Below are 17320 nucleotides of genomic sequence, written 5' to 3'. Positions count from 1 at the left end.
CGTTTCCGCAACAACGCCATCTTGACTCTCAGAAGACACACGCCCTTAGAAGACACACGTGAAAGATCCCGGTTTTTTTCAGATTTTTACCCCCATCTCCTACTGGATCCTGGTCTTTCTCTGGTCCCTGATCCTGGTGCTTTATCTGGCCCACCTGAAAAACCGCCGGGCCCATGGGGCAGTGATTGCGACACTCCTGACCGTGCTCGCCATCGATGCCTTTCGCACTTTTTTCGAAAGCCTCTATTTCGGTCTCTATTTTAATTCGAAATTTGGCATTCTGCCGGAGTGGATTTTTTCGCTTCTTTCCCAGCCCCACTATATCTTTATTCCCAAATTTATGAACGTCGTGGCCGGGATTGCGGTATTGATCATCCTGATTCGCCGCTGGCTGCCCCGACAATTGGCCGACGAGCGCCGCAGTCGCCGGATGTTGGTGGAGAGCGAATCCCGTTTCCGGGCCATCACCCAATCCACCCACGATGCCATTGTTGCCGTCAATGAGGATAGCCAGGTCACTTTTTGGAACCGGGGGGCCGAAACGTTATTCGGCTACTTGTGTGATGAAATAATAGGGCGTCCGGTCTCTCTGCTCATCCCTCAATCCAGTAAAGGCGCGTCAGAAGATGGGCCGCCCCATGGTAACGGCTGGGGATTGGAACGCACCCGGCGACAGGAGGAGGGGTTTCCGGCACCCAATATGGAAAGTCTGGGACTCAAAAAAAATGGTGAGGTGTTTCCCGTTGAGGTTTCCCTGGGGATCTGGAGTGAGGGGAATCAGCGCTATTTTTCCATCGTGATTCGGGATATCACCCAGCGTAAGGAGGCGGAGCGGATTCAGCTGGAAAAGCAGGAGGCGGAAGCCGCCAATCGGGCCAAGAGCCTCTTTCTGGCGACCATGAGTCACGAAATCCGTACCCCCATCAATGCCATTCTCGGCATGGGGGAGCTGCTGCTGGATACAAACTTGAACCAGCAACAGCGCAACTATCTGGAACGTTCCCACCATGCCGGAGAATCTCTGCTCGCCCTGGTCAACGATATTCTCGATCTTTCCCGGGTGGAAGCTGGGGAATTGGTTTTGGAATCAGTTCATTTCGATCTGAACAACCTGTTGGAGTCAACTGCGGATCTTCTGGATCTGATGGCTCGGGAAAAGGGGATCGATCTCATCCGTGAATGGCCCAACCTCCCTTCCACCTGGGTCAGGGGAGATCCGGGGCGTCTGCGGCAGGTGGTGATCAATCTCCTCAACAATGCCATCAAGTTTACCGGGCAGGGGAAGGTTTGCCTCCAGGTGGTCGGTGATGAGGAGGGGCTCCATACTTTTTCCGTGATCGATTCGGGCATCGGAATCCCCCCCGAAAAGCTGGAAACCATTTTTCAGCCCTTTACCCAGGTGGACGCCTCCATGACCCGGCAGTATGGCGGTACCGGTCTGGGCTTGACCATCTGTTCCCGGTTGGTGGAAGCCATGGGGGGGCGGATGCAGGCGGAAAGCCGGGTGGGGGAGGGGAGTACCTTCTCTTTTACCTTGCGCCTGCCTCCGGTTGCAGTGGGTGAGGTAGAGTCTGTTCCCAAAGAGAGCATTCCTCAAGAGCGGCGATCTGCTCCCAAGCTTGGATCAGTGGCGGCTCGAAGCCATTCGCAATATGGTGGGATATCCAACGGACCAGGATTGCGAATATTGTTGGCCGATGACGCGGAAGACAATCGCCTGTTGATCGAGGTGTTTCTCCGAAAGAGTCCCCATACGGTGGAATCGGTCAGCAACGGCGAAGAGGCGGTTACCCGATTTATGCAGGAGAGTTTTGATCTGGTGCTGATGGATCTGCAGATGCCGGTGATGGATGGCCTGCAAGCCACCCGGCGGATTCGGGGCTGGGAGAGTGATCAAGGAAGTCCCATCACCCCGATCATCGCCCTCACCGCCCACGCCTTCCAGGATATGGAGAGGGAAGCCCTGGAGGCGGGGTGCACCCTGCATCTGGCCAAACCCATCCGCAAAAACCGCTTGCTTGAGGTGATCGATAACCTGGCCAAAGGATTTTGACCCGTCAGGGCTTGGGTTTGGCGTCATGGCCCGGGTTTCTCAAGTCGCTGGGAAGGGGTTTGAGCGGGGTTTTCAGGTTATGGATGGACCCCGGCACCAACAAACGAATGTCAGCCTTTTTGACCAGCCCCTGATACCCCTGTTGACACCATCCATCAGGAACTTCATATTCTTTCGGTTGGTCTTTGGAGAAAGCCCTTTTGAGGGGGGATCTCATTTCCAGGAGTGATAAGGTGGAGTTGACAGGATCAGAAATCATCGTACGCAGCCTGCTGGACCTGGGTGTCAAGACAATTTTTGGCTATCCGGGCGGTGCCGTGCTGAACATCTACGACGCTATTTTTAAAGAAAAAAAGCTGGAGCATATCCTGACCCGGCACGAGCAGGGTGCCCTGCATGCTGCCGACGGCTATGCCCGGGTGAGTGGCGAGGTCGGGGTGGCCCTGGTGACCTCCGGCCCCGGGGCGACCAACGCGGTAACGGGGTTGGCCACCGCTTACATGGACTCCATTCCCATGGTTTGCATCTCCGGTCAGGTGCCTTCGCCGATGATTGGCAACGACGCCTTTCAAGAGGCCGACACCGTTGGGATTACCCGTTCCGCGACCAAGCACAACTATCTGGTCAAGGATGTCAACGACCTGGCGCGGATTCTCCAGGAGGCGTTTCACATCGCCGCCACGGGGCGACCGGGGCCGGTTTTGGTGGATATCCCCAAGGATATCACCGCCGCGACTGCGCCCTACAAGACCCACCGTGGGGAGGTGAAGATTCGCTCCTACAAGCCGACGGTGAAAGGCCATACAGGTCAGATCCGCCGGGCGGTGAAGATGATCCGCAACGCCAAGCGGCCCCTGTTCTATACCGGGGGAGGGGTGATTCTCTCCAATGCTTCTACCGAGTTGACGGAGCTTGCCCGAATCGTGGGCGCACCCATCACCAACACCCTGATGGGTTTGGGGGCGATTCCTGCATCGGATCCGCTCTTCGTGGGAATGTTGGGCATGCACGGCACCTATGAAGCCAATATGGCGGTGCACCGTTGCGACTTGCTGGTGGCGATTGGGGCCCGTTTTGATGACCGGGTGACGGGCAAAATTTCTGAATTTGCCCCGGAAGCGGATATCATCCATGTGGATGTGGATCCCACCTCCATCTCCAAAAATGTCACGGTGGATTGCCCCATTGTCGGGGACATCAAAAATGTGTTGGAGCGGATGTTGCCGGAAGTGAAAGAGGCTGCATTCAAGGAAAAGCAGCCCAGCCTTGAGCCTTGGTGGAAAGAGATCGAAGAGTGGCGGGCCAAGGATTGTCTGGCCTACACTCAGAAAAAAGGCACCACCGAGGCTCAGTTTGTTATTCAAAAGCTCCATGAATTGAGCGAGGGTCGGGCCATTGTTGCAACTGACGTGGGCCAGCATCAGATGTGGGCAGCGCAATTTTATGGCTTTGAAAAACCCCGGCGCTGGTTGACCTCCGGGGGACTTGGCACCATGGGCTATGGATTGCCTGCGGCCATCGGTGCCCAGTTGGCGGATCCCGGACGACTGGTGATCACCGTCACCGGTGAGGGCTCCATCCAGATGAATATCCAGGAGATGGCGACCATCCTCCAATATCGCCTGCCCATCAAAATCGCCATCATCAATAACGGCTTTTTGGGTATGGTGCGTCAGTGGCAGGAATTTTTTTACGAACGCCGCTATGCCGAGTCCGACATGTCGGTGCAGCCTGACTTCATCAAGTTGGCCGAGGCTTACGGGGCCGTCGGGCTCAAGGCGGATCGTCCCCGGGAGGTGGAGCCGGTGATCCGCGAGGCTTTTGATACCCCTGGCCCTGTGATCATGGATTTTCGCGTCAACCGCGAAGCCAATGTCTATCCCATGGTGCCGGCTGGGGCGGCCTTGAATGAAATGATCCTTCTGTAAGGGGAGTGGGCGATGCGGCACGTGATTTCGGTTTTGGTGGAAAACGAGGCTGGGGTTCTCTCCCGGGTGGCAGGCCTTTTTTCTGCCCGTGGTTTTAACATCGACAGCCTCACCGTGGCCCCGGTGGGAGATGGGGAGACTTCCCACATCACCCTGGTCACCTTTGGTGAGGACAATATCATTGAGCAGATTCTCAAACAGCTCAACAAGCTGATCCCGGTGATTCAGGTCACGGACTTGACCGACGGCCCCCACGTCGGACGGGAGCTGATGCTGGTCAAGGTGTCGGCGGAGCGGGATGTGCGAGCGGAAGTGCTGCGCATTGCCGATATTTTTCGTTCCCGGGCAGTGGATGCCACGCCGACCTCATTTATCGTTGAGGTGACCGGTAGCAGTGAAAAGCTCGATGCCTGTCTCAATCTTTTGATCCCCCTTGGTGTGACCGAGGTGGTGCGTACCGGACAGGTGGCCATGGCCCGGGGAGCCGGCAAGGGATCTGATCGCAAATAGACTGAATATTTTCTCTGATGCTTGCAAAAACATCACAATCCATCCAGTAAGGAGTGTAGTTTCCATGAAAGTTTTTTATGACCGGGATGCGGATCTGGCCCTCATCCGGGAGCGGAAGGTGACGGTGGTCGGTTTTGGTTCCCAGGGGCATGCCCATTCCCAAAACCTGAAAGAATCAGGGGTGGATGTGGTGGTGGGGTTACGGGCTGGTTCAACCTCCTGGGCCAAAGCCCAAGGGGCAGGGCTCAAGGTCGCTGAGGTTGCTGAAGCGGTGTCCGGGGCCGATGTGGTGATGATTTTGGTGCCCGACGAGCATCAAGCCCGGGTCTACCGGGAGGATATCGCCCCCAACCTGAAGGATGGTGCGGCGCTGGTTTTTGCCCACGGTTTTAATATCCATTTTGGCCAGATCGATCCCCCGGCCTCCACCGATGTTTTCCTGGCAGCCCCCAAGGGTCCGGGACATCTGGTGCGGGCGGAATTTTTGCGGGGTGGCGGTGTTCCGACCCTGATCGCGATCCATCAAAATGCCTCGGGCCGCGCTCAGGAGATCGCCCTGGCCTATGCTTCCGCCATCGGCGGGGGGCGTGCCGGTATCATTGAGACCACCTTCCAGGAAGAGACCGAAACCGATCTTTTTGGCGAGCAGGCGGTGCTGTGTGGTGGGATTACCGCGCTGATCCAGGCGGGCTTCGACACCCTGGTGGAAGCGGGCTATGCCCCGGAGATGGCCTATTTTGAGTGCCTCCACGAGACCAAGCTCATCGTCGATCTGATTTATGAGGGGGGTATTGCCAACATGCGCTACTCCATCTCCAACACCGCTGAATATGGCGATGTGACCCGTGGTCCCCGGGTGGTGAACGACGAAACCCGCAAAGAGATGAAGAAAATCCTCACGGAAATCCAGACCGGTGAGTTTGCCCGGGAGTGGATTGCCGAAAACCAGGCGGGCCGGGCCAAATTCCAGTCTCTGCGGCGTCTGGGTCGGGAGCACCCCATCGAGGTTTTGGGGGGGCGCCTGCGGGAGATGATGCCCTGGATCCAAAAGGGCAAGCTGGTGGACAAGGCCAAAAACTGATCGACTTGGCTTTTCCCGCCGGATGGATGGGAAGTTTGGCTCCAGCCATCCGGCGGGGCGTTTGGATGGGATAGAGGTGCGTGGCTGTGAAGCGTCCAGGCATGGGGGCGCTGTCGGCAGGTGTTTATTTCGAGTGGGCAGTCACTTCAAACAATCTTTGCTTCAGGATTCGAAAAGGGGTTTTGAATGGCGGGTTGGCGGAGTCCGGTGGCAAAGGAGGGGTTTCCCTTTATTGCCGCTTTTGCAGGTGTGGCAGCTTTGGGGAGCTGGTTTTGCCCGGTGGTGATCGGGGATATCGGGCTGTGGATTCTCACTGCTTGGTGTATCTGGTTTTTTCGGGATCCCGAACGCGAAACCCCTGATGGTCCGGGGCAGGTGATTGCGCCAGCTGATGGCCGGGTGATTGTGATCGAAGAGGTCGCCGCCGCCCCCCTCTCTGGGGAGCCAGCCCGAAAAATTTCGATTTTTATGAATGTGTTTAATGTTCATGTCAATCGGTCTCCGGTCCAGGGGCGCGTGCTTGAGACCCAATACCATCCGGGGAAGTTTTTGAATGCCGCCCTGGACAAAGCCTCCACCGAAAATGAGCGGATGGATATCCTGCTGGAGATGGCAGATGGAGGTCGGTTGCCATTTACCCAGGTAGCAGGGCTGGTGGCTCGGCGCATTGTCTGTCATCTTGATCAGGGGCAGGAGCTTGTCCGGGGGGAGCGGTTTGGTTTGATCCGTTTTGGTTCCCGGGTGGATGTCTATCTGCCCCTCTCGGCCAAACCCGGGGTGACTCTTGGGGACACGACCCGGGCGGGGGAAACCGTCATCGCGGTATTGGATGGAGATCATGGTTGACGTCAAACAAAAGCGAGGGGCCTACCTTCTTCCGAGTCTTTTGACCACGGGGGGGATGTTTTTCGGCTTTTATGCGGTGATGGCGGGTTTGACCGGGCGCTATGAGCAGGGGGCGCTGGCGATTATCGCAGCAGGCATCTTCGATGGTCTGGATGGGCGGGTGGCCAGGGCTCTGAATGCCGTTTCGGCTTTTGGCAAAGAGTATGACAGCCTGGCGGATTTTCTCTCTTTTGGTATTGCGCCAGCGGTTTTGATCCACCAGTGGGCGCTGACCCCTTTCAATCGCCTGGGGTGGGCGGGGGCCTTTCTTTTTACCGTATGTGGCGCCCTGCGACTGGCCCGGTTTAACGTCCAGCACTACCACCAGGACGAAAAAATCACCAAACGCTATTTCCAGGGGTTGCCGGTTCCGGCTGCAGCGGCCGTGCTGGCGGCGACACTGCTGTTTTATCTGGAGATCGGGGTTGATCTCCAGGCAGATTCCCAAGGGGCGGGGCTCTATCGTTGGCTACCCCTGGGGTTGGTCTATATCCTGGGCATTCTCATGGTGAGCCAGGTGCGTTTTCGCTCTCTCAAGGATTTTTCCTGGCACCGGGAGCGACCCTTTCTCACCCTGGTGGGGGTCGTGGTTTTTATCACCCTGCTCTCCATCCATCTGGCCGTCACCCTTTTCATCGTCGGTTGGGCCTATCTGCTCTCCGCCATTCAGAGCCACCAGGAGTATCGCAAGCTCCTGGCCGAGGGCAAAGAGGTGGAGGAGGATGAGGTGAAGGATTTTACCGTCTAAGCGCCTGTGGTCATGGGTCGATTTTGGTCTTCAGGTGAGGTTTGCGAATTTTGAGAATTGCAGCATAGACAGATCGTTGAGAGTCGCAGCATAGATAAATATATGTGAGGCTCGCAGAGAGTCGCTTAACGCTATATCCAGGCCACAAGCAGCCTGGTGCAACAGGCTTTGAAGGAGTGATGGCCATGGCCACCGACCGCGTCATCATATTCGATACCACCCTGCGGGATGGAGAACAATCCCCTGGGGCCTCCATGAACATGGAGGAAAAGCTGCGCATCGCCCGGCAGCTGGAACGCCTGAGAGTGGATGTGATCGAAGCCGGTTTTCCCATCGCCTCCACCGGGGACTTTGAGGCGGTTCGGGGGGTGTCGAAGGCGATCAAGGAGTGCAGTGTCGCAGGGCTTGCCCGGGCCAAGTTGGCCGATATCGATCGGGCCTGGGAGGCCTTGCAGGGGGCAGTGGATCCCCGGATTCACACCTTTATCGCCACCAGCCCCATCCACATGCGCCATAAGCTGCGGATGCAGCCGGATGAAGTGTTGGAAGCGGCTGTGGCGGCGGTGAAGCACGCGGGCAAATATACGCAAAATATCGAATGGTCGGCGGAGGATGCGGGACGCACGGAGATAGACTTTCTCTGCCGTATCGTCGAGGCGGTGATTGCGGCGGGTGCCACCACGGTCAACATTCCCGATACCGTGGGCTATACCCTGCCCTTTGAGTTTGGCGAGCGGATTCGCCAGCTGGTGGAGCGGGTGCCCAACGTCCACAAGGCGATCATTTCGGTCCATTGCCACAACGATCTGGGGCTGGCGGTAGCCAACTCCCTGGCCGCAGTGGCTAATGGTGCCCGGCAGGTGGAGTGCACCATCAACGGCTTGGGGGAGCGGGCGGGCAACGCCTCCATGGAAGAGGTGGTGATGACCCTGCGCACCCGGCGTCAGCTCATGGCCGAAAGCACCGGGCTCGATCTGGAAAACCCCACCCGTATCAACACCCGGGAGATCATGCGTGCCTCCCGGCTGGTTTCCAACATTACCGGTTTTGCGGTACAGCCCAACAAAGCCATCGTCGGCGCCAATGCTTTTGCCCACGAGGCAGGCATTCATCAGGATGGTGTCCTCAAGGAGGCCACCACCTACGAAATCATGACTCCGGAGTCGGTGGGACTCTCCACCAACCGCATGGTGCTGGGCAAGCACTCCGGTCGTCACGCCTTCCGGGACAAGCTGGAACATCTGGGCTATGAGCTGGATGGGGAACAGCTCGATCGGGTGTTTCATCGTTTTAAGAGTCTGGCGGACAAGAAGAAAGAGATCTTCGATGAGGATATCGAAGCCCTGGTGGATGATGAGGTGTTGCGCCAGGATAATTTCTACAAGTTGACTCGCCTGCACGTAGCCTCCGGCACCCAGGATACTCCGGTCGCGGCGGTCGAGATGGAAATTCGGGGGGAGTCTTTTCAGGGGGCAAGCTGGGGAAAAGGTTCGGTGGAGGCGGTCTACAAGGCTTTGGGCCATTTGATTCCTGGTGCCGACCGGGTACATCTGACCGATTATCAGGTACACTCCATCACCGGTGGTCTGGATGCCCAAGCCGTGGTGACGGTACGTATGGAACAGGATGGTCGTTCGGTCCTCGGCCAGGGTACGGATAACGATGTCATCGTTGCTTCAGCCCGCTCCTTTGTGAATGGCTTGAACAAACTCACCCGCAAACGGGAAGCGGGCAAAAAGAGTGAAGAGTCTGTCGGGCAGGGGGTTTAAGTCAGCCGGAAGAGGGATTGGCGGGATAGCTGAGTTGGTTTTTTCGAAAAAACTCCCTCCCTGGCATGAAGTTTGATACGCTGGAGGCAACCACAGATGTTATAGCGGTGGGCCTTATTGATCCGACAGCGGGAGAGCTCCATGAGTATTCGCCGAGTTGGCAAGAGTGACAGGAACCTGACCGGCGTTGGTAAGAGTCGGGCAGGACGGGAAACCGGTGCTGTTTCAGGGGCAAATTTTGCCCAGCAACTGGATACTATTGCCGCATTGCGTGAAAATACCGCTGTGGAGGATGTGGCGCCTGCCACTGCGACTCAAGCTGCGGGCGAGGCGATGCCAACCCCTTATCAGCGGCGGGAGCAGCTGGCCCAGACCGATGAACTTTTGGACTCCCTGGGGGATCTGGAAAAAAATCTGGGGGCGGACAATCTGGAAGAGGAAGCTGTAGAGGATTCCCGGCGCAGGCTGCGTGAAACCCGGGATCAGGCATTGCGCACCCTTTCTGAAACCCCGAAGTCGGGGAACGAGCGGGCGCTTTTGCACCGCACAGCGGTTTTGGCTACCGTGGAACTGGCCAAATCCGAGCGGGGGGATTACAACTGACAATAATCGATCAGGGGGGGATCCCCCTTCCTGTCTCCGAAGAAAGCACCACGGCGGCTTTCATCATTCACGGCCATCAAGAGGCCACATACCAGGGAGTGGAACATCTCACTGGTAGTCGGCCGCTTCCGTGGGAATGGGTTCTTACCGTACATGTCACTGGATCGCATTCGTAATTTTTCCATTATCGCCCACATCGATCATGGCAAGTCCACCCTTGCCGACCGTCTGATCGAGCATACCGGTACGCTGAGTCAGCGGGATATGACCGAGCAGGTTCTTGATTCCATGGACCTGGAACGGGAGCGGGGCATCACCATCAAGGCCCAGTCGGCACGGCTGGAATATACCGCCTCGGACGGTGAAAAATATATTCTCAACCTCATCGACACCCCGGGGCACGTGGATTTTTCCTATGAAGTCTCCCGATCCCTGGCCGCCTGTGAAGGGGCGCTGCTGGTGGTGGATGCCGCCCAGGGGGTGGAGGCCCAGACCTTGGCCAACGTCTACCTGGCGTTGGAAAATGATCTCGAAATCATCCCGGTTTTGAACAAGATCGACCTGCCCTCCGCCGATCCGGATCGGGTGCGCCAGCAGATTGAGGATGTGATTGGCCTGGATGCGTCGGATGCTTTGGAGGTGTCGGCCAAATCGGGTATTGGCATTCCGGACATTTTGGAAGCCATCGTCAAGCTTGTTCCGCCACCCAAGGGAGACGTGGATGGCCCGCTGAAAGCCCTCATCGTTGACTCCTGGTATGACAACTATCTGGGGGTGGTGGCGCTGACCCGGGTTTATGATGGCCTGGCTCGCCCGGGACGCAAAATTCGTCTGATGTCTACGGGACGCACTTTTCATCTGGATCGGGTGGGGGTTTTTACCCCGCGCCTGGAGGATGTCAAACAGCTGAGTGCCGGGGAAGTGGGGGTGTTCATCGCGGGCATCAAGGATCTGGCCGAGGCCCGGGTGGGGGATACGGTCACCCTGGACAACAAGCCGGCGGAAGCCCAGCTCCCTGGCTTCAAAGAGGCCAAGCCCATGGTGTTCGCCGGGCTCTATCCGGTGGATTCCGCCGACTATGAGGATATGGTCGATGCCTTGGACAAGCTCTCTCTGAACGACGCCTCCTTCACCTTCGATGCCGAGACTTCGCCTGCCTTGGGATTTGGTTTTCGCTGCGGCTTTTTGGGTATGCTGCACATGGAGATCATCCAGGAGCGGCTGGAGCGGGAATTTAACATCAACCTGGTAACCACCGCACCTACCGTGGTCTATCAGGTGGTTACCCGGGATGGGGTGGTGCAGGAAGTGCATAATCCCTCCTATATGCCCCCCACCACCAAAATCGAGCGTATTGAGGAGCCATTCATCACCGCCTCCATCATGGTGCCGCCGGATTTTCTTGGGCCGGTGCTGGCGCTCTGTCTGGAGCGTCGCGGGTTGCAGAAGGAGATCACCTATATTTCCGAATCCCGGGTGATGCTCAAGTTTGAGATGCCCCTGAACGAAGTGGTGATGGACTTTTTCGACCGGTTGAAATCCCTTTCCCGGGGATTTGCCTCCATGGATTATGAATGGCTCGAATATCGTCCATCGGATCTGGTAAAATTGGATATTTTGATCAATGGCGAGGCAGTGGATGCCCTGTCGGTTATTGTTCACCGGGACAAAAGCGCCCCTCGGGGGCGGGATTTGGCCAAGCGGATCAAAAAAATTGTCCATCGCCAGATGTTTGAAATAGCCATTCAGGCGGTGATTGGGGCCAAGGTGGTCGCCCGGGAAACCGTCGGGGCGATGCGCAAAAATGTCACAGCCAAATGCTACGGTGGCGATGTCAGCCGCAAGCGTAAACTATTGGAAAGACAGAAAGCCGGCAAAAAGCGCATGAAGCAGATTGGCCGGGTGGAAATTCCCCAGGAGGCTTTTTTGGCCGTCCTCAAAGTGGATTAGAGTGTGACAGTGATGCCCAGGGCATGGAAGAAAAAACATTTTTGGCACGGGGCGCTTTTCCTCGCAGCTGGTCTCTTTATGCTGGGCAGCTATGTGGTGATCGGTGAACCGATTCCCAGAGAGGCCTCTGAGGAGATTGGCCCGATCATCGCTCTGGTGCTGATTGGTGTGGGCATCTTTCTGTTTGTCTGGGGCGAGGATATTCTCAAGCGGGAAAGTCTGGCGGTTGAATATTATGATGCCATCGTCATGGCGGTGGGTTTTGCCCTGTTGATTCGCACCTTCATTCTGGAACCCTTCAAAATTCCCTCAGGCTCCATGATTCCGACCCTGCTGGTGGGGGATTATCTTTTTGTCGATAAATCCGCTTACGGCATGCGGGTGCCCTATTCCCGCACCCGGATTTTTATGGGAGAAGGGCCGGAGCGGGGTGATATTGCGGTGTTTGAATATCCCAGGGATCCCAGCAAGGATTATATCAAACGCATCGTGGGGCTACCTGGCGACAAGGTGGTTTACCGCAACAAGCGGCTCTATCTCAACGACATCCCCGTGGAGTATCAACCCGGTGGCCCCTTTATCTATCGGGATGAGCGGGGCAATGAGGTGGAAGCGGCCAATTTTCAGGAGATGCTGCCGGGGGCTCCCCATCCTATTTTGGTGAGGCCCTTCGTTTTTGCCGAAGACAACACCGAAGAGGTGATTCCCCCTGGCCACTATTTTGTCTTGGGAGACAACCGGGATAACAGCAACGACAGCCGTTTTTGGGGCTTTGTGCCGGGCTATCGTTTGGTTGGTAAAGCCGTTTTTCTGTTCTGGTCCTGGGATCGTCAAGAGGGTAGCCTGCGCTGGGAGCGGGTGGGGCAGGCAGTGGAGTGATGCCAGTGGGGCCGGGTGGATGAGAGCCGCTGATAACGGAGGAAAAAAATATGCTGGGTAAACAGCCATCCAAGGGAAGATGGGATCGGATTCGGGATCCACAGGCGGGGATGATCAGTCTCAAGACCCTGGTGATTCTCGTGGTGATCGTCTGGATCGTCATGGTGGGTGGTACCCTGGTGCCCGCTGCGTATGAATATCACATTTTGCGGGAGTTGGCCGACCGGGTGGCGGGTGACTATTCAGACCTCACCGACAAGGAAGTCCGGCAGCGGATCGAGTATGAACTCAACCGCTCCCGGATGAAGCTCGACGAGGGGACTTTCGTCTATAAAAAACTCCGTCGCAACCAGGGCTACAAGGTGAATATCGATTTTCGGGTAGACATGCATTTCAATGTCGCCGGTTTTGTGATTCCCATGGGGCAGTATGAGGAGTTGCAGTGGACGTACGAGGTGGAGACCCCTCAATGACCGATGCGGATTCCGGGAGGGTGATGACCGATATTCTCCCTGAATTGCAGGATGTTGACTCTGCTTCTCCCCACTCGGGGGGCGCATCCCGGGTGGAGGCCCCCCTGGAGTTGGTGGATCAGATGGATGCCTTGACCCTGCCGGGAGAGGATCCCGACTCCCCTGAAACCTGCCTGGAATACCGCTTCCAAAACCCCGACTATCTGCGTCAAGCCCTGACCCATCGCTCTGCCCCCCCTCCCGAAAAAGATCGCTTAAGCGGCTCCTGGCACAACGAGCGATTGGAGTTTCTTGGGGATTCGGTTTTGGATCTTGTCATCGCCGAGCTTCTCCATGAGCGTTTTCCCAAGGCGGCTGAAGGGCTTCTTTCCGGCTGGCGGGCCTCTCTGGTCAACACCCGCTCCCTGGGGGAGTTGAGTGCCGAGTTGGGGTTGGGAGAGCGTATTCTGTTTGGCCGCGGCGAGGCGATGAGCGGTGGCCGGGAAAAAAAATCGATCTTGGGCAGCGCGTTGGAAGCGATCCTGGGGGCGATTTTTCTGGATGGCGGCTATGGTGCAGCCCGCCAGGTGGTTGATCGACTTTTTTCTCCCCGGCTGAAGGCGCTGGAAAAGGCCCAGGAGAAGGATTATAAAACCCTCCTTCAGGAGCACTTGCAAGCCCGGGGAGAACCTTTGCCAAGCTATGAGGTGACTGCTGTGGATGGTCCTCCCCACGCTCGAATTTTTTCCGTACGTTGTCATGTAATTCCTCTGCCGTCGGGGGAGGGCAACGGCTCTTCCAAACGCCGCGCCGAACAGGAAGCAGCTCGGGAGATGTTGCTGCTCCTCCAGGATGATGCCCGGAAGGCGGTCTGAACGATGGGAGAATTTCGCTCTGGATTTATCGCGATTGCCGGTCGCCCCAATGTGGGCAAGTCCACTCTTTTAAATCATATTTTGGGTCAAAAGGTCGCCATCGTCACCCACAAGGCCCAGACCACCCGCACCCGGATTTTGGGGGTACATAATCGCCCCGATGGGCAGCTGGTTTTTCTGGATACCCCGGGAATTCATGCCACGGGTCGCAACCTGCTCAACCGCTCCATGGTGAAGGTGGCTGTGGAGAGTTGCCAGGATGTGGAGGTGATTCTGTTTGTGATGGATGGGGCCAAAAAATCGTTTGAGGCGGATTGGGAGGTGCTTTCCCGTCTGCCGAGGGCTGAAAATATTCCCTTGGTGGTGGCGCTCAACAAGGTGGATCTGGTGGATCGGCCCAGCCTGCTTCCCCGCATTGCGGAGCTTTCCCAGCGCGGGATTGGCATGACCGAGGTGGTGCCGGTCTCTGCATTGACGGGTGAAAACATTCCCCGCTTGGTGGATGTGCTCCGCCAAACCTTGCCTGAGGGTCCGCGTTATTTTCCGGAAGGTCAGTTGACCGACCAGCCGGAATCATTCCTTGCCGGGGAAATTGTCCGGGAAAAGCTTTTCATGAATCTCAACCAGGAGCTGCCTTATTCTCTGGCGGTGCGGGTGGAGCGGTTTGAGGAGCGGGAGGCGAGCAAGCCGGGTGCCCCGCCTATTTTGGATATTGGGGCGGTGGTTTTGGTGAGCCGGGATTCCCAAAAGGGGATTGTGATTGGTAACAAGGGGGCGTTGCTGAAAAAAGTCGGCCAGGCTGCCCGGTTGGAGTTGGAAACGATTTTTGGCACCAAGGTGTTTTTGGAGATTTGGGTGAAGGTGCGCAAAGAGTGGTATGCCAATCCCCAGCTGCTGGGTGATCTGGGCTATCCGGATGGCAAGGGCGGGGGGAGTGGTTCGGTGGAATGAGCCGTGGTGTGGATTTGGCGTGGGGCTGTGGTTAGTGGGGCTGCGGGTTTGTTTGGTGAGGCTGTGGGATTGTTTGGAGTGAGGTGACGTGCGGATTCGGGATGAGGCTTTGGTGTTGCGCCGGATTCCGTTTCGGAACACTTCCCTGGTGGTCCATTTTTTGACCCGGGAGCGGGGATTTTTGGCTGCTCTGGCCAAGGGGGTGCGCAAGAGCCGCAGGGGGGAGCGGGCGGCTTTGGCGGGGTTTCATACGGTGGAGGTGCTCTGCCAGGGGCGCGCTTCCGGGGGGTTGGTGACTTTGACGGGTGTGGAGATTCACACTTCCCGGCATCATATTCAAACCGATGCCAAGGGGTTGGCTGCCGCACAGCTGTTGTTGGAGATTGCTTATCGCCACTGTCCACCGGGGGAGCCGCAGCCGGTTTTTTTTGCGGAGCTGACCGAGGGGTTGGATTTGATGGATGCCGGGGGGGATCCACTGACGGTGACGGTGGCGCTTCAGGGGCGGATGCTCAGGCAGTTGGGGTATGGTTGGCAGTTGGATCGGTGTGCGGGGTGTGGGGGTGAGGGGGATTTTGCCTGGTTTTCCCCCAAGAGTTGTCGGGCGGTGTGTCGCGGGTGTGGTGAGCCTTGGGCTGATCGGCTTTTGCCTTTGGGTGAGGGTTTGAAAAACGCGATGGAACAGCTGGCGTGGCCCCCTGATTTCAATCTATTATCTCCGGCTGATGGGGCTTTGCTTTATCATCTGGAAAACATCTGCCTCACTCGTCATGGGGGTGAGGCTCTCAAGAGTGATCCTTCGTTTCGCCGGGCTTTTGTGGGGCTGAACGGGGAAGAGGCGTAAGGGAACGAGCTGATGATTGATTCGGAGCTGATGGACATTTTGGTTTGCCCCCAGTGCAAGGGTGGGTTGGAGTTGGATTTGGAGACGAAGGAGTTGATTTGTCGTCCTGAGCGTTTGGCGTTTCCCATTCGGGATGAGATTCCGGTGATGTTGCTGGATGAGGCGCGGCAGATTCCGGCGGAATAGCAGGTTTTACTATTAAAAAAAAGATGGGGGTTTGGGGGAATTCTTTCCCCCAAGGTTCTGTTTTTGAATTTGATCCTGTCTTTTGATTTTGAACTTGTTTCACACCCCCCGGGGGTGTGGCGGCTTGCCCCCACGGTTTTGCCTTTAGCCTTGTCTTTGCTTTGTCTTTGTTTCCTGACAACACGACAAACCCTTGTTCCAGCGGGTTCATCCCCTTTCATCTCTTTCTATCCTGTTCGTTACCTTTCATCTCATTCTAAAGCTTATCCCCACTCTGACCATACGCCCAGCCCAGAGCAGCAGGATGCCTCCCCCCAGAAGAGCGATCCAGGCATGCCGGCTGCTCTCCAGCCAGCCAAGGCTCCCTCCTGTTTTCAGCAGCACCACACCCAGCCATCCCCAGATCAGCCAGCGTAAAAACCGATCCGATAATTGATGGGTCACTCCTGTGTCGCTCCCGAAGGATAGAGGGTTCTCACTCTCTGGAATGGGCTCAACAGCCTGAGGGGATTTGCCTGGGGCGGGCGGTAGGATGGCCCCGTATATGCCTGGTAAAAGCCGCCAAATTCCAATGGTAAGCGCCCCCATGGTGAGGAGGTGGAGTGCTGTTTCCAATCCCGTGAGTGGGCGGATGATGAGGAGGAGGGCGGCGAGTCGGGCACAGGCGACCCCCAACAGCATGGCGAGGCTCAAGGAGGTCAATCCCTGTTTTTTGACCATCCGCCAAAGTCCGCTGCCCATAGCCAGGGTGATCAAAGCCAAAAACCATGGCACGCCCGCCAAGCGCCACCAGGGCCAAGGGGGCAGGGTGTGGCTCAGGGAGAGGGGGTGCTCCGGATTCAGCCCCGTCAATACGGCACAGGTGGAAACAATCCAGGCTAAAGCGGTCAGGGCTGCCAGGGTTTTGGTCATGCCGTCCCCCATGGTTCGTCCCCCGGGGGTATATGAAATTTGCTCCAGAATCAGTGGGATGATGTAGGTCAGATGGCCGCACCAGACGATCCAGAGAGCCACTTGGGGATTGTCCAGGGGGAGCCAGGGGGCGGCGGCCAGGGGGAAAAGGGCGGCCAGCTGGAAGCTGATTTTTACCCTGGGAGCCTGTTTGGATATCAATGACTCCTCTGGACCACGGGTAGACTCTCCCCTCTTTCCCAAAAAGGCTCGAAGCAGCGGAAACATGGCCAGCACAAAGGGCAGGCTCAAGAACAATTGCCCAAGCCCGGTCACCCACGGTAAATGACTCAGGGTGAGGCCAAAACCCAGCCAGAGCAGGCCAATCGATCTGGGGAAAGGGTGAAACGCTCTGCTGCTTTGGAGAGGATGGGGATCGATGCTTTGGACATTTTGCTCCTTGGAGCGACCCGCAAGCCAAAGAAGGGGTGAGCCCAAAAAAAGCAGCAAGGCAAGCCGGGCATGGAGGAGGGGAAAGTCCTGAAGGCGGCCACCCGGGGAAGGATCCCCCTGACTGAAGAGCCATAACCCACTGCCCAGAGCCAAAAGGCTCCCGGAAATAAGGGCCAGGTACAGACCACGCCCCGCTGGGTGGCTGGGGATGGGGGCGTAAACTTTGGGGGTAGAGGGCGTGGTCAAAAGCCTGGTCGATCAG

At 57.1% G+C, this 17320-nt stretch carries 16 protein-coding genes; 15 read left to right on the top strand and 1 reads right to left on the bottom strand.

Annotation, left to right across the window (positions count from 1 at the left end):
* Positions 1–58 precede the first annotated feature (58 nt).
* The 15 genes from HQL52_03640 (at position 59) to HQL52_03570 (ending at position 15714) form a co-directional block, all read left to right on the top strand.
* Positions 59–2053, top strand: a complete 1995-nt coding sequence (locus HQL52_03640; GenBank protein MBF0368530.1) for a PAS domain S-box protein — start codon at positions 59–61, stop codon at positions 2051–2053.
* A gap of 233 nt (positions 2054–2286) precedes the next feature.
* A complete protein-coding gene (gene ilvB / locus HQL52_03635) occupies positions 2287–3981 on the top strand; it encodes a biosynthetic-type acetolactate synthase large subunit (protein MBF0368529.1) in 1695 nt (564 codons plus the stop codon).
* A gap of 12 nt (positions 3982–3993) precedes the next feature.
* Positions 3994–4491, top strand: a complete 498-nt coding sequence (ilvN, locus tag HQL52_03630) for an acetolactate synthase small subunit (protein MBF0368528.1) — start codon at positions 3994–3996, stop codon at positions 4489–4491.
* 64 nt (positions 4492–4555) lie between these two features.
* Entirely contained in the window at positions 4556–5572 is a 1017-nt protein-coding gene (gene ilvC, locus HQL52_03625) for a ketol-acid reductoisomerase (GenBank protein MBF0368527.1), read from the top strand.
* Positions 5573–5758: 186 nt separating this feature from the next.
* Entirely contained in the window at positions 5759–6418 is a 660-nt protein-coding gene (locus HQL52_03620) for a phosphatidylserine decarboxylase family protein (GenBank protein MBF0368526.1), read from the top strand.
* On the top strand, positions 6402–7205 hold the full coding sequence (pssA, locus tag HQL52_03615; protein ID MBF0368525.1) for a CDP-diacylglycerol--serine O-phosphatidyltransferase: 804 nt from the start codon (positions 6402–6404) through the stop codon (positions 7203–7205). Before HQL52_03620 ends, pssA begins: the two co-directional genes overlap by 17 nt.
* A gap of 185 nt (positions 7206–7390) precedes the next feature.
* Positions 7391–8974: a 2-isopropylmalate synthase gene (locus tag HQL52_03610; GenBank protein MBF0368524.1), complete on the top strand. Its 1584-nt coding sequence runs from the start codon at positions 7391–7393 to the stop codon at positions 8972–8974.
* Positions 8975–9115: 141 nt separating this feature from the next.
* Positions 9116–9577 carry a hypothetical protein gene (locus HQL52_03605; protein ID MBF0368523.1) on the top strand — a complete coding sequence of 154 codons (462 nt, stop codon included), beginning with the start codon at positions 9116–9118 and terminating at the stop codon, positions 9575–9577.
* A gap of 153 nt (positions 9578–9730) precedes the next feature.
* Positions 9731–11527: an elongation factor 4 gene (lepA, locus tag HQL52_03600; GenBank protein ID MBF0368522.1), complete on the top strand. Its 1797-nt coding sequence runs from the start codon at positions 9731–9733 to the stop codon at positions 11525–11527.
* 12 nt (positions 11528–11539) lie between these two features.
* Entirely contained in the window at positions 11540–12406 is an 867-nt protein-coding gene (lepB, locus tag HQL52_03595) for a signal peptidase I (protein ID MBF0368521.1), read from the top strand.
* A 50-nt stretch (positions 12407–12456) separates the two neighbouring features.
* Positions 12457–12879: a hypothetical protein gene (locus HQL52_03590; protein MBF0368520.1), complete on the top strand. Its 423-nt coding sequence runs from the start codon at positions 12457–12459 to the stop codon at positions 12877–12879.
* A gap of 122 nt (positions 12880–13001) precedes the next feature.
* Complete coding sequence (rnc, locus tag HQL52_03585; GenBank protein MBF0368519.1) at positions 13002–13733, top strand: ribonuclease III; 732 nt, start codon at positions 13002–13004, stop codon at positions 13731–13733.
* Between the two features lie 3 nt (positions 13734–13736).
* The gene (gene era / locus HQL52_03580) at positions 13737–14684 is read left to right on the top strand and encodes a GTPase Era (protein ID MBF0368518.1); all 948 of its coding nucleotides are present in this window, start codon (positions 13737–13739) and stop codon (positions 14682–14684) included.
* Positions 14685–14772: 88 nt separating this feature from the next.
* The gene (recO, locus tag HQL52_03575) at positions 14773–15528 is read left to right on the top strand and encodes a DNA repair protein RecO (protein MBF0368517.1); all 756 of its coding nucleotides are present in this window, start codon (positions 14773–14775) and stop codon (positions 15526–15528) included.
* Positions 15529–15540: 12 nt separating this feature from the next.
* Positions 15541–15714 (top strand): Trm112 family protein, encoded by a 174-nt coding sequence (locus HQL52_03570; protein ID MBF0368516.1) that lies wholly within the window; start codon positions 15541–15543, stop codon positions 15712–15714.
* A 246-nt stretch (positions 15715–15960) separates the two neighbouring features.
* On the opposite strand, the gene HQL52_03565 is transcribed toward HQL52_03570, so the two are convergent.
* Positions 15961–17211, bottom strand: coding sequence for a hypothetical protein (locus tag HQL52_03565; protein MBF0368515.1), 1251 nt, complete (start codon positions 17209–17211; stop codon positions 15961–15963).
* Positions 17212–17320: the final 109 nt, after the last annotated feature.

The sequence above is a fragment of the Magnetococcales bacterium genome, assembly GCA_015232395.1.
Lineage (GTDB): Bacteria > Pseudomonadota > Magnetococcia > Magnetococcales > JADFZT01 > JADFZT01.
Note: the sequence above shows the minus strand (reverse complement) of the source record. Positions and strands in the feature narration are given on the sequence as shown.

Excerpts from the sequence above, each read along its gene's own strand:
- ilvN (MBF0368528.1), top strand. The coding sequence starts at position 3,994 with ATGCGGCACGTGATTTCGGTTTTGGTGGAAAACGAGGCTGGGGTTCTC.
- ilvC (MBF0368527.1), top strand. The coding sequence starts at position 4,556 with ATGAAAGTTTTTTATGACCGGGATGCGGATCTGGCCCTCATCCGGGAG.
- HQL52_03620 (MBF0368526.1), top strand. The coding sequence starts at position 5,759 with ATGGCGGGTTGGCGGAGTCCGGTGGCAAAGGAGGGGTTTCCCTTTATT.
- pssA (MBF0368525.1), top strand. The coding sequence starts at position 6,402 with ATGGAGATCATGGTTGACGTCAAACAAAAGCGAGGGGCCTACCTTCTT.
- HQL52_03610 (MBF0368524.1), top strand. The coding sequence starts at position 7,391 with ATGGCCACCGACCGCGTCATCATATTCGATACCACCCTGCGGGATGGA.
- HQL52_03605 (MBF0368523.1), top strand. The coding sequence starts at position 9,116 with ATGAGTATTCGCCGAGTTGGCAAGAGTGACAGGAACCTGACCGGCGTT.
- lepA (MBF0368522.1), top strand. The coding sequence starts at position 9,731 with ATGTCACTGGATCGCATTCGTAATTTTTCCATTATCGCCCACATCGAT.
- lepB (MBF0368521.1), top strand. The coding sequence starts at position 11,540 with ATGCCCAGGGCATGGAAGAAAAAACATTTTTGGCACGGGGCGCTTTTC.
- HQL52_03590 (MBF0368520.1), top strand. The coding sequence starts at position 12,457 with ATGCTGGGTAAACAGCCATCCAAGGGAAGATGGGATCGGATTCGGGAT.
- rnc (MBF0368519.1), top strand. The coding sequence starts at position 13,002 with ATGGATGCCTTGACCCTGCCGGGAGAGGATCCCGACTCCCCTGAAACC.
- era (MBF0368518.1), top strand. The coding sequence starts at position 13,737 with ATGGGAGAATTTCGCTCTGGATTTATCGCGATTGCCGGTCGCCCCAAT.
- HQL52_03570 (MBF0368516.1), top strand. The coding sequence starts at position 15,541 with ATGATTGATTCGGAGCTGATGGACATTTTGGTTTGCCCCCAGTGCAAG.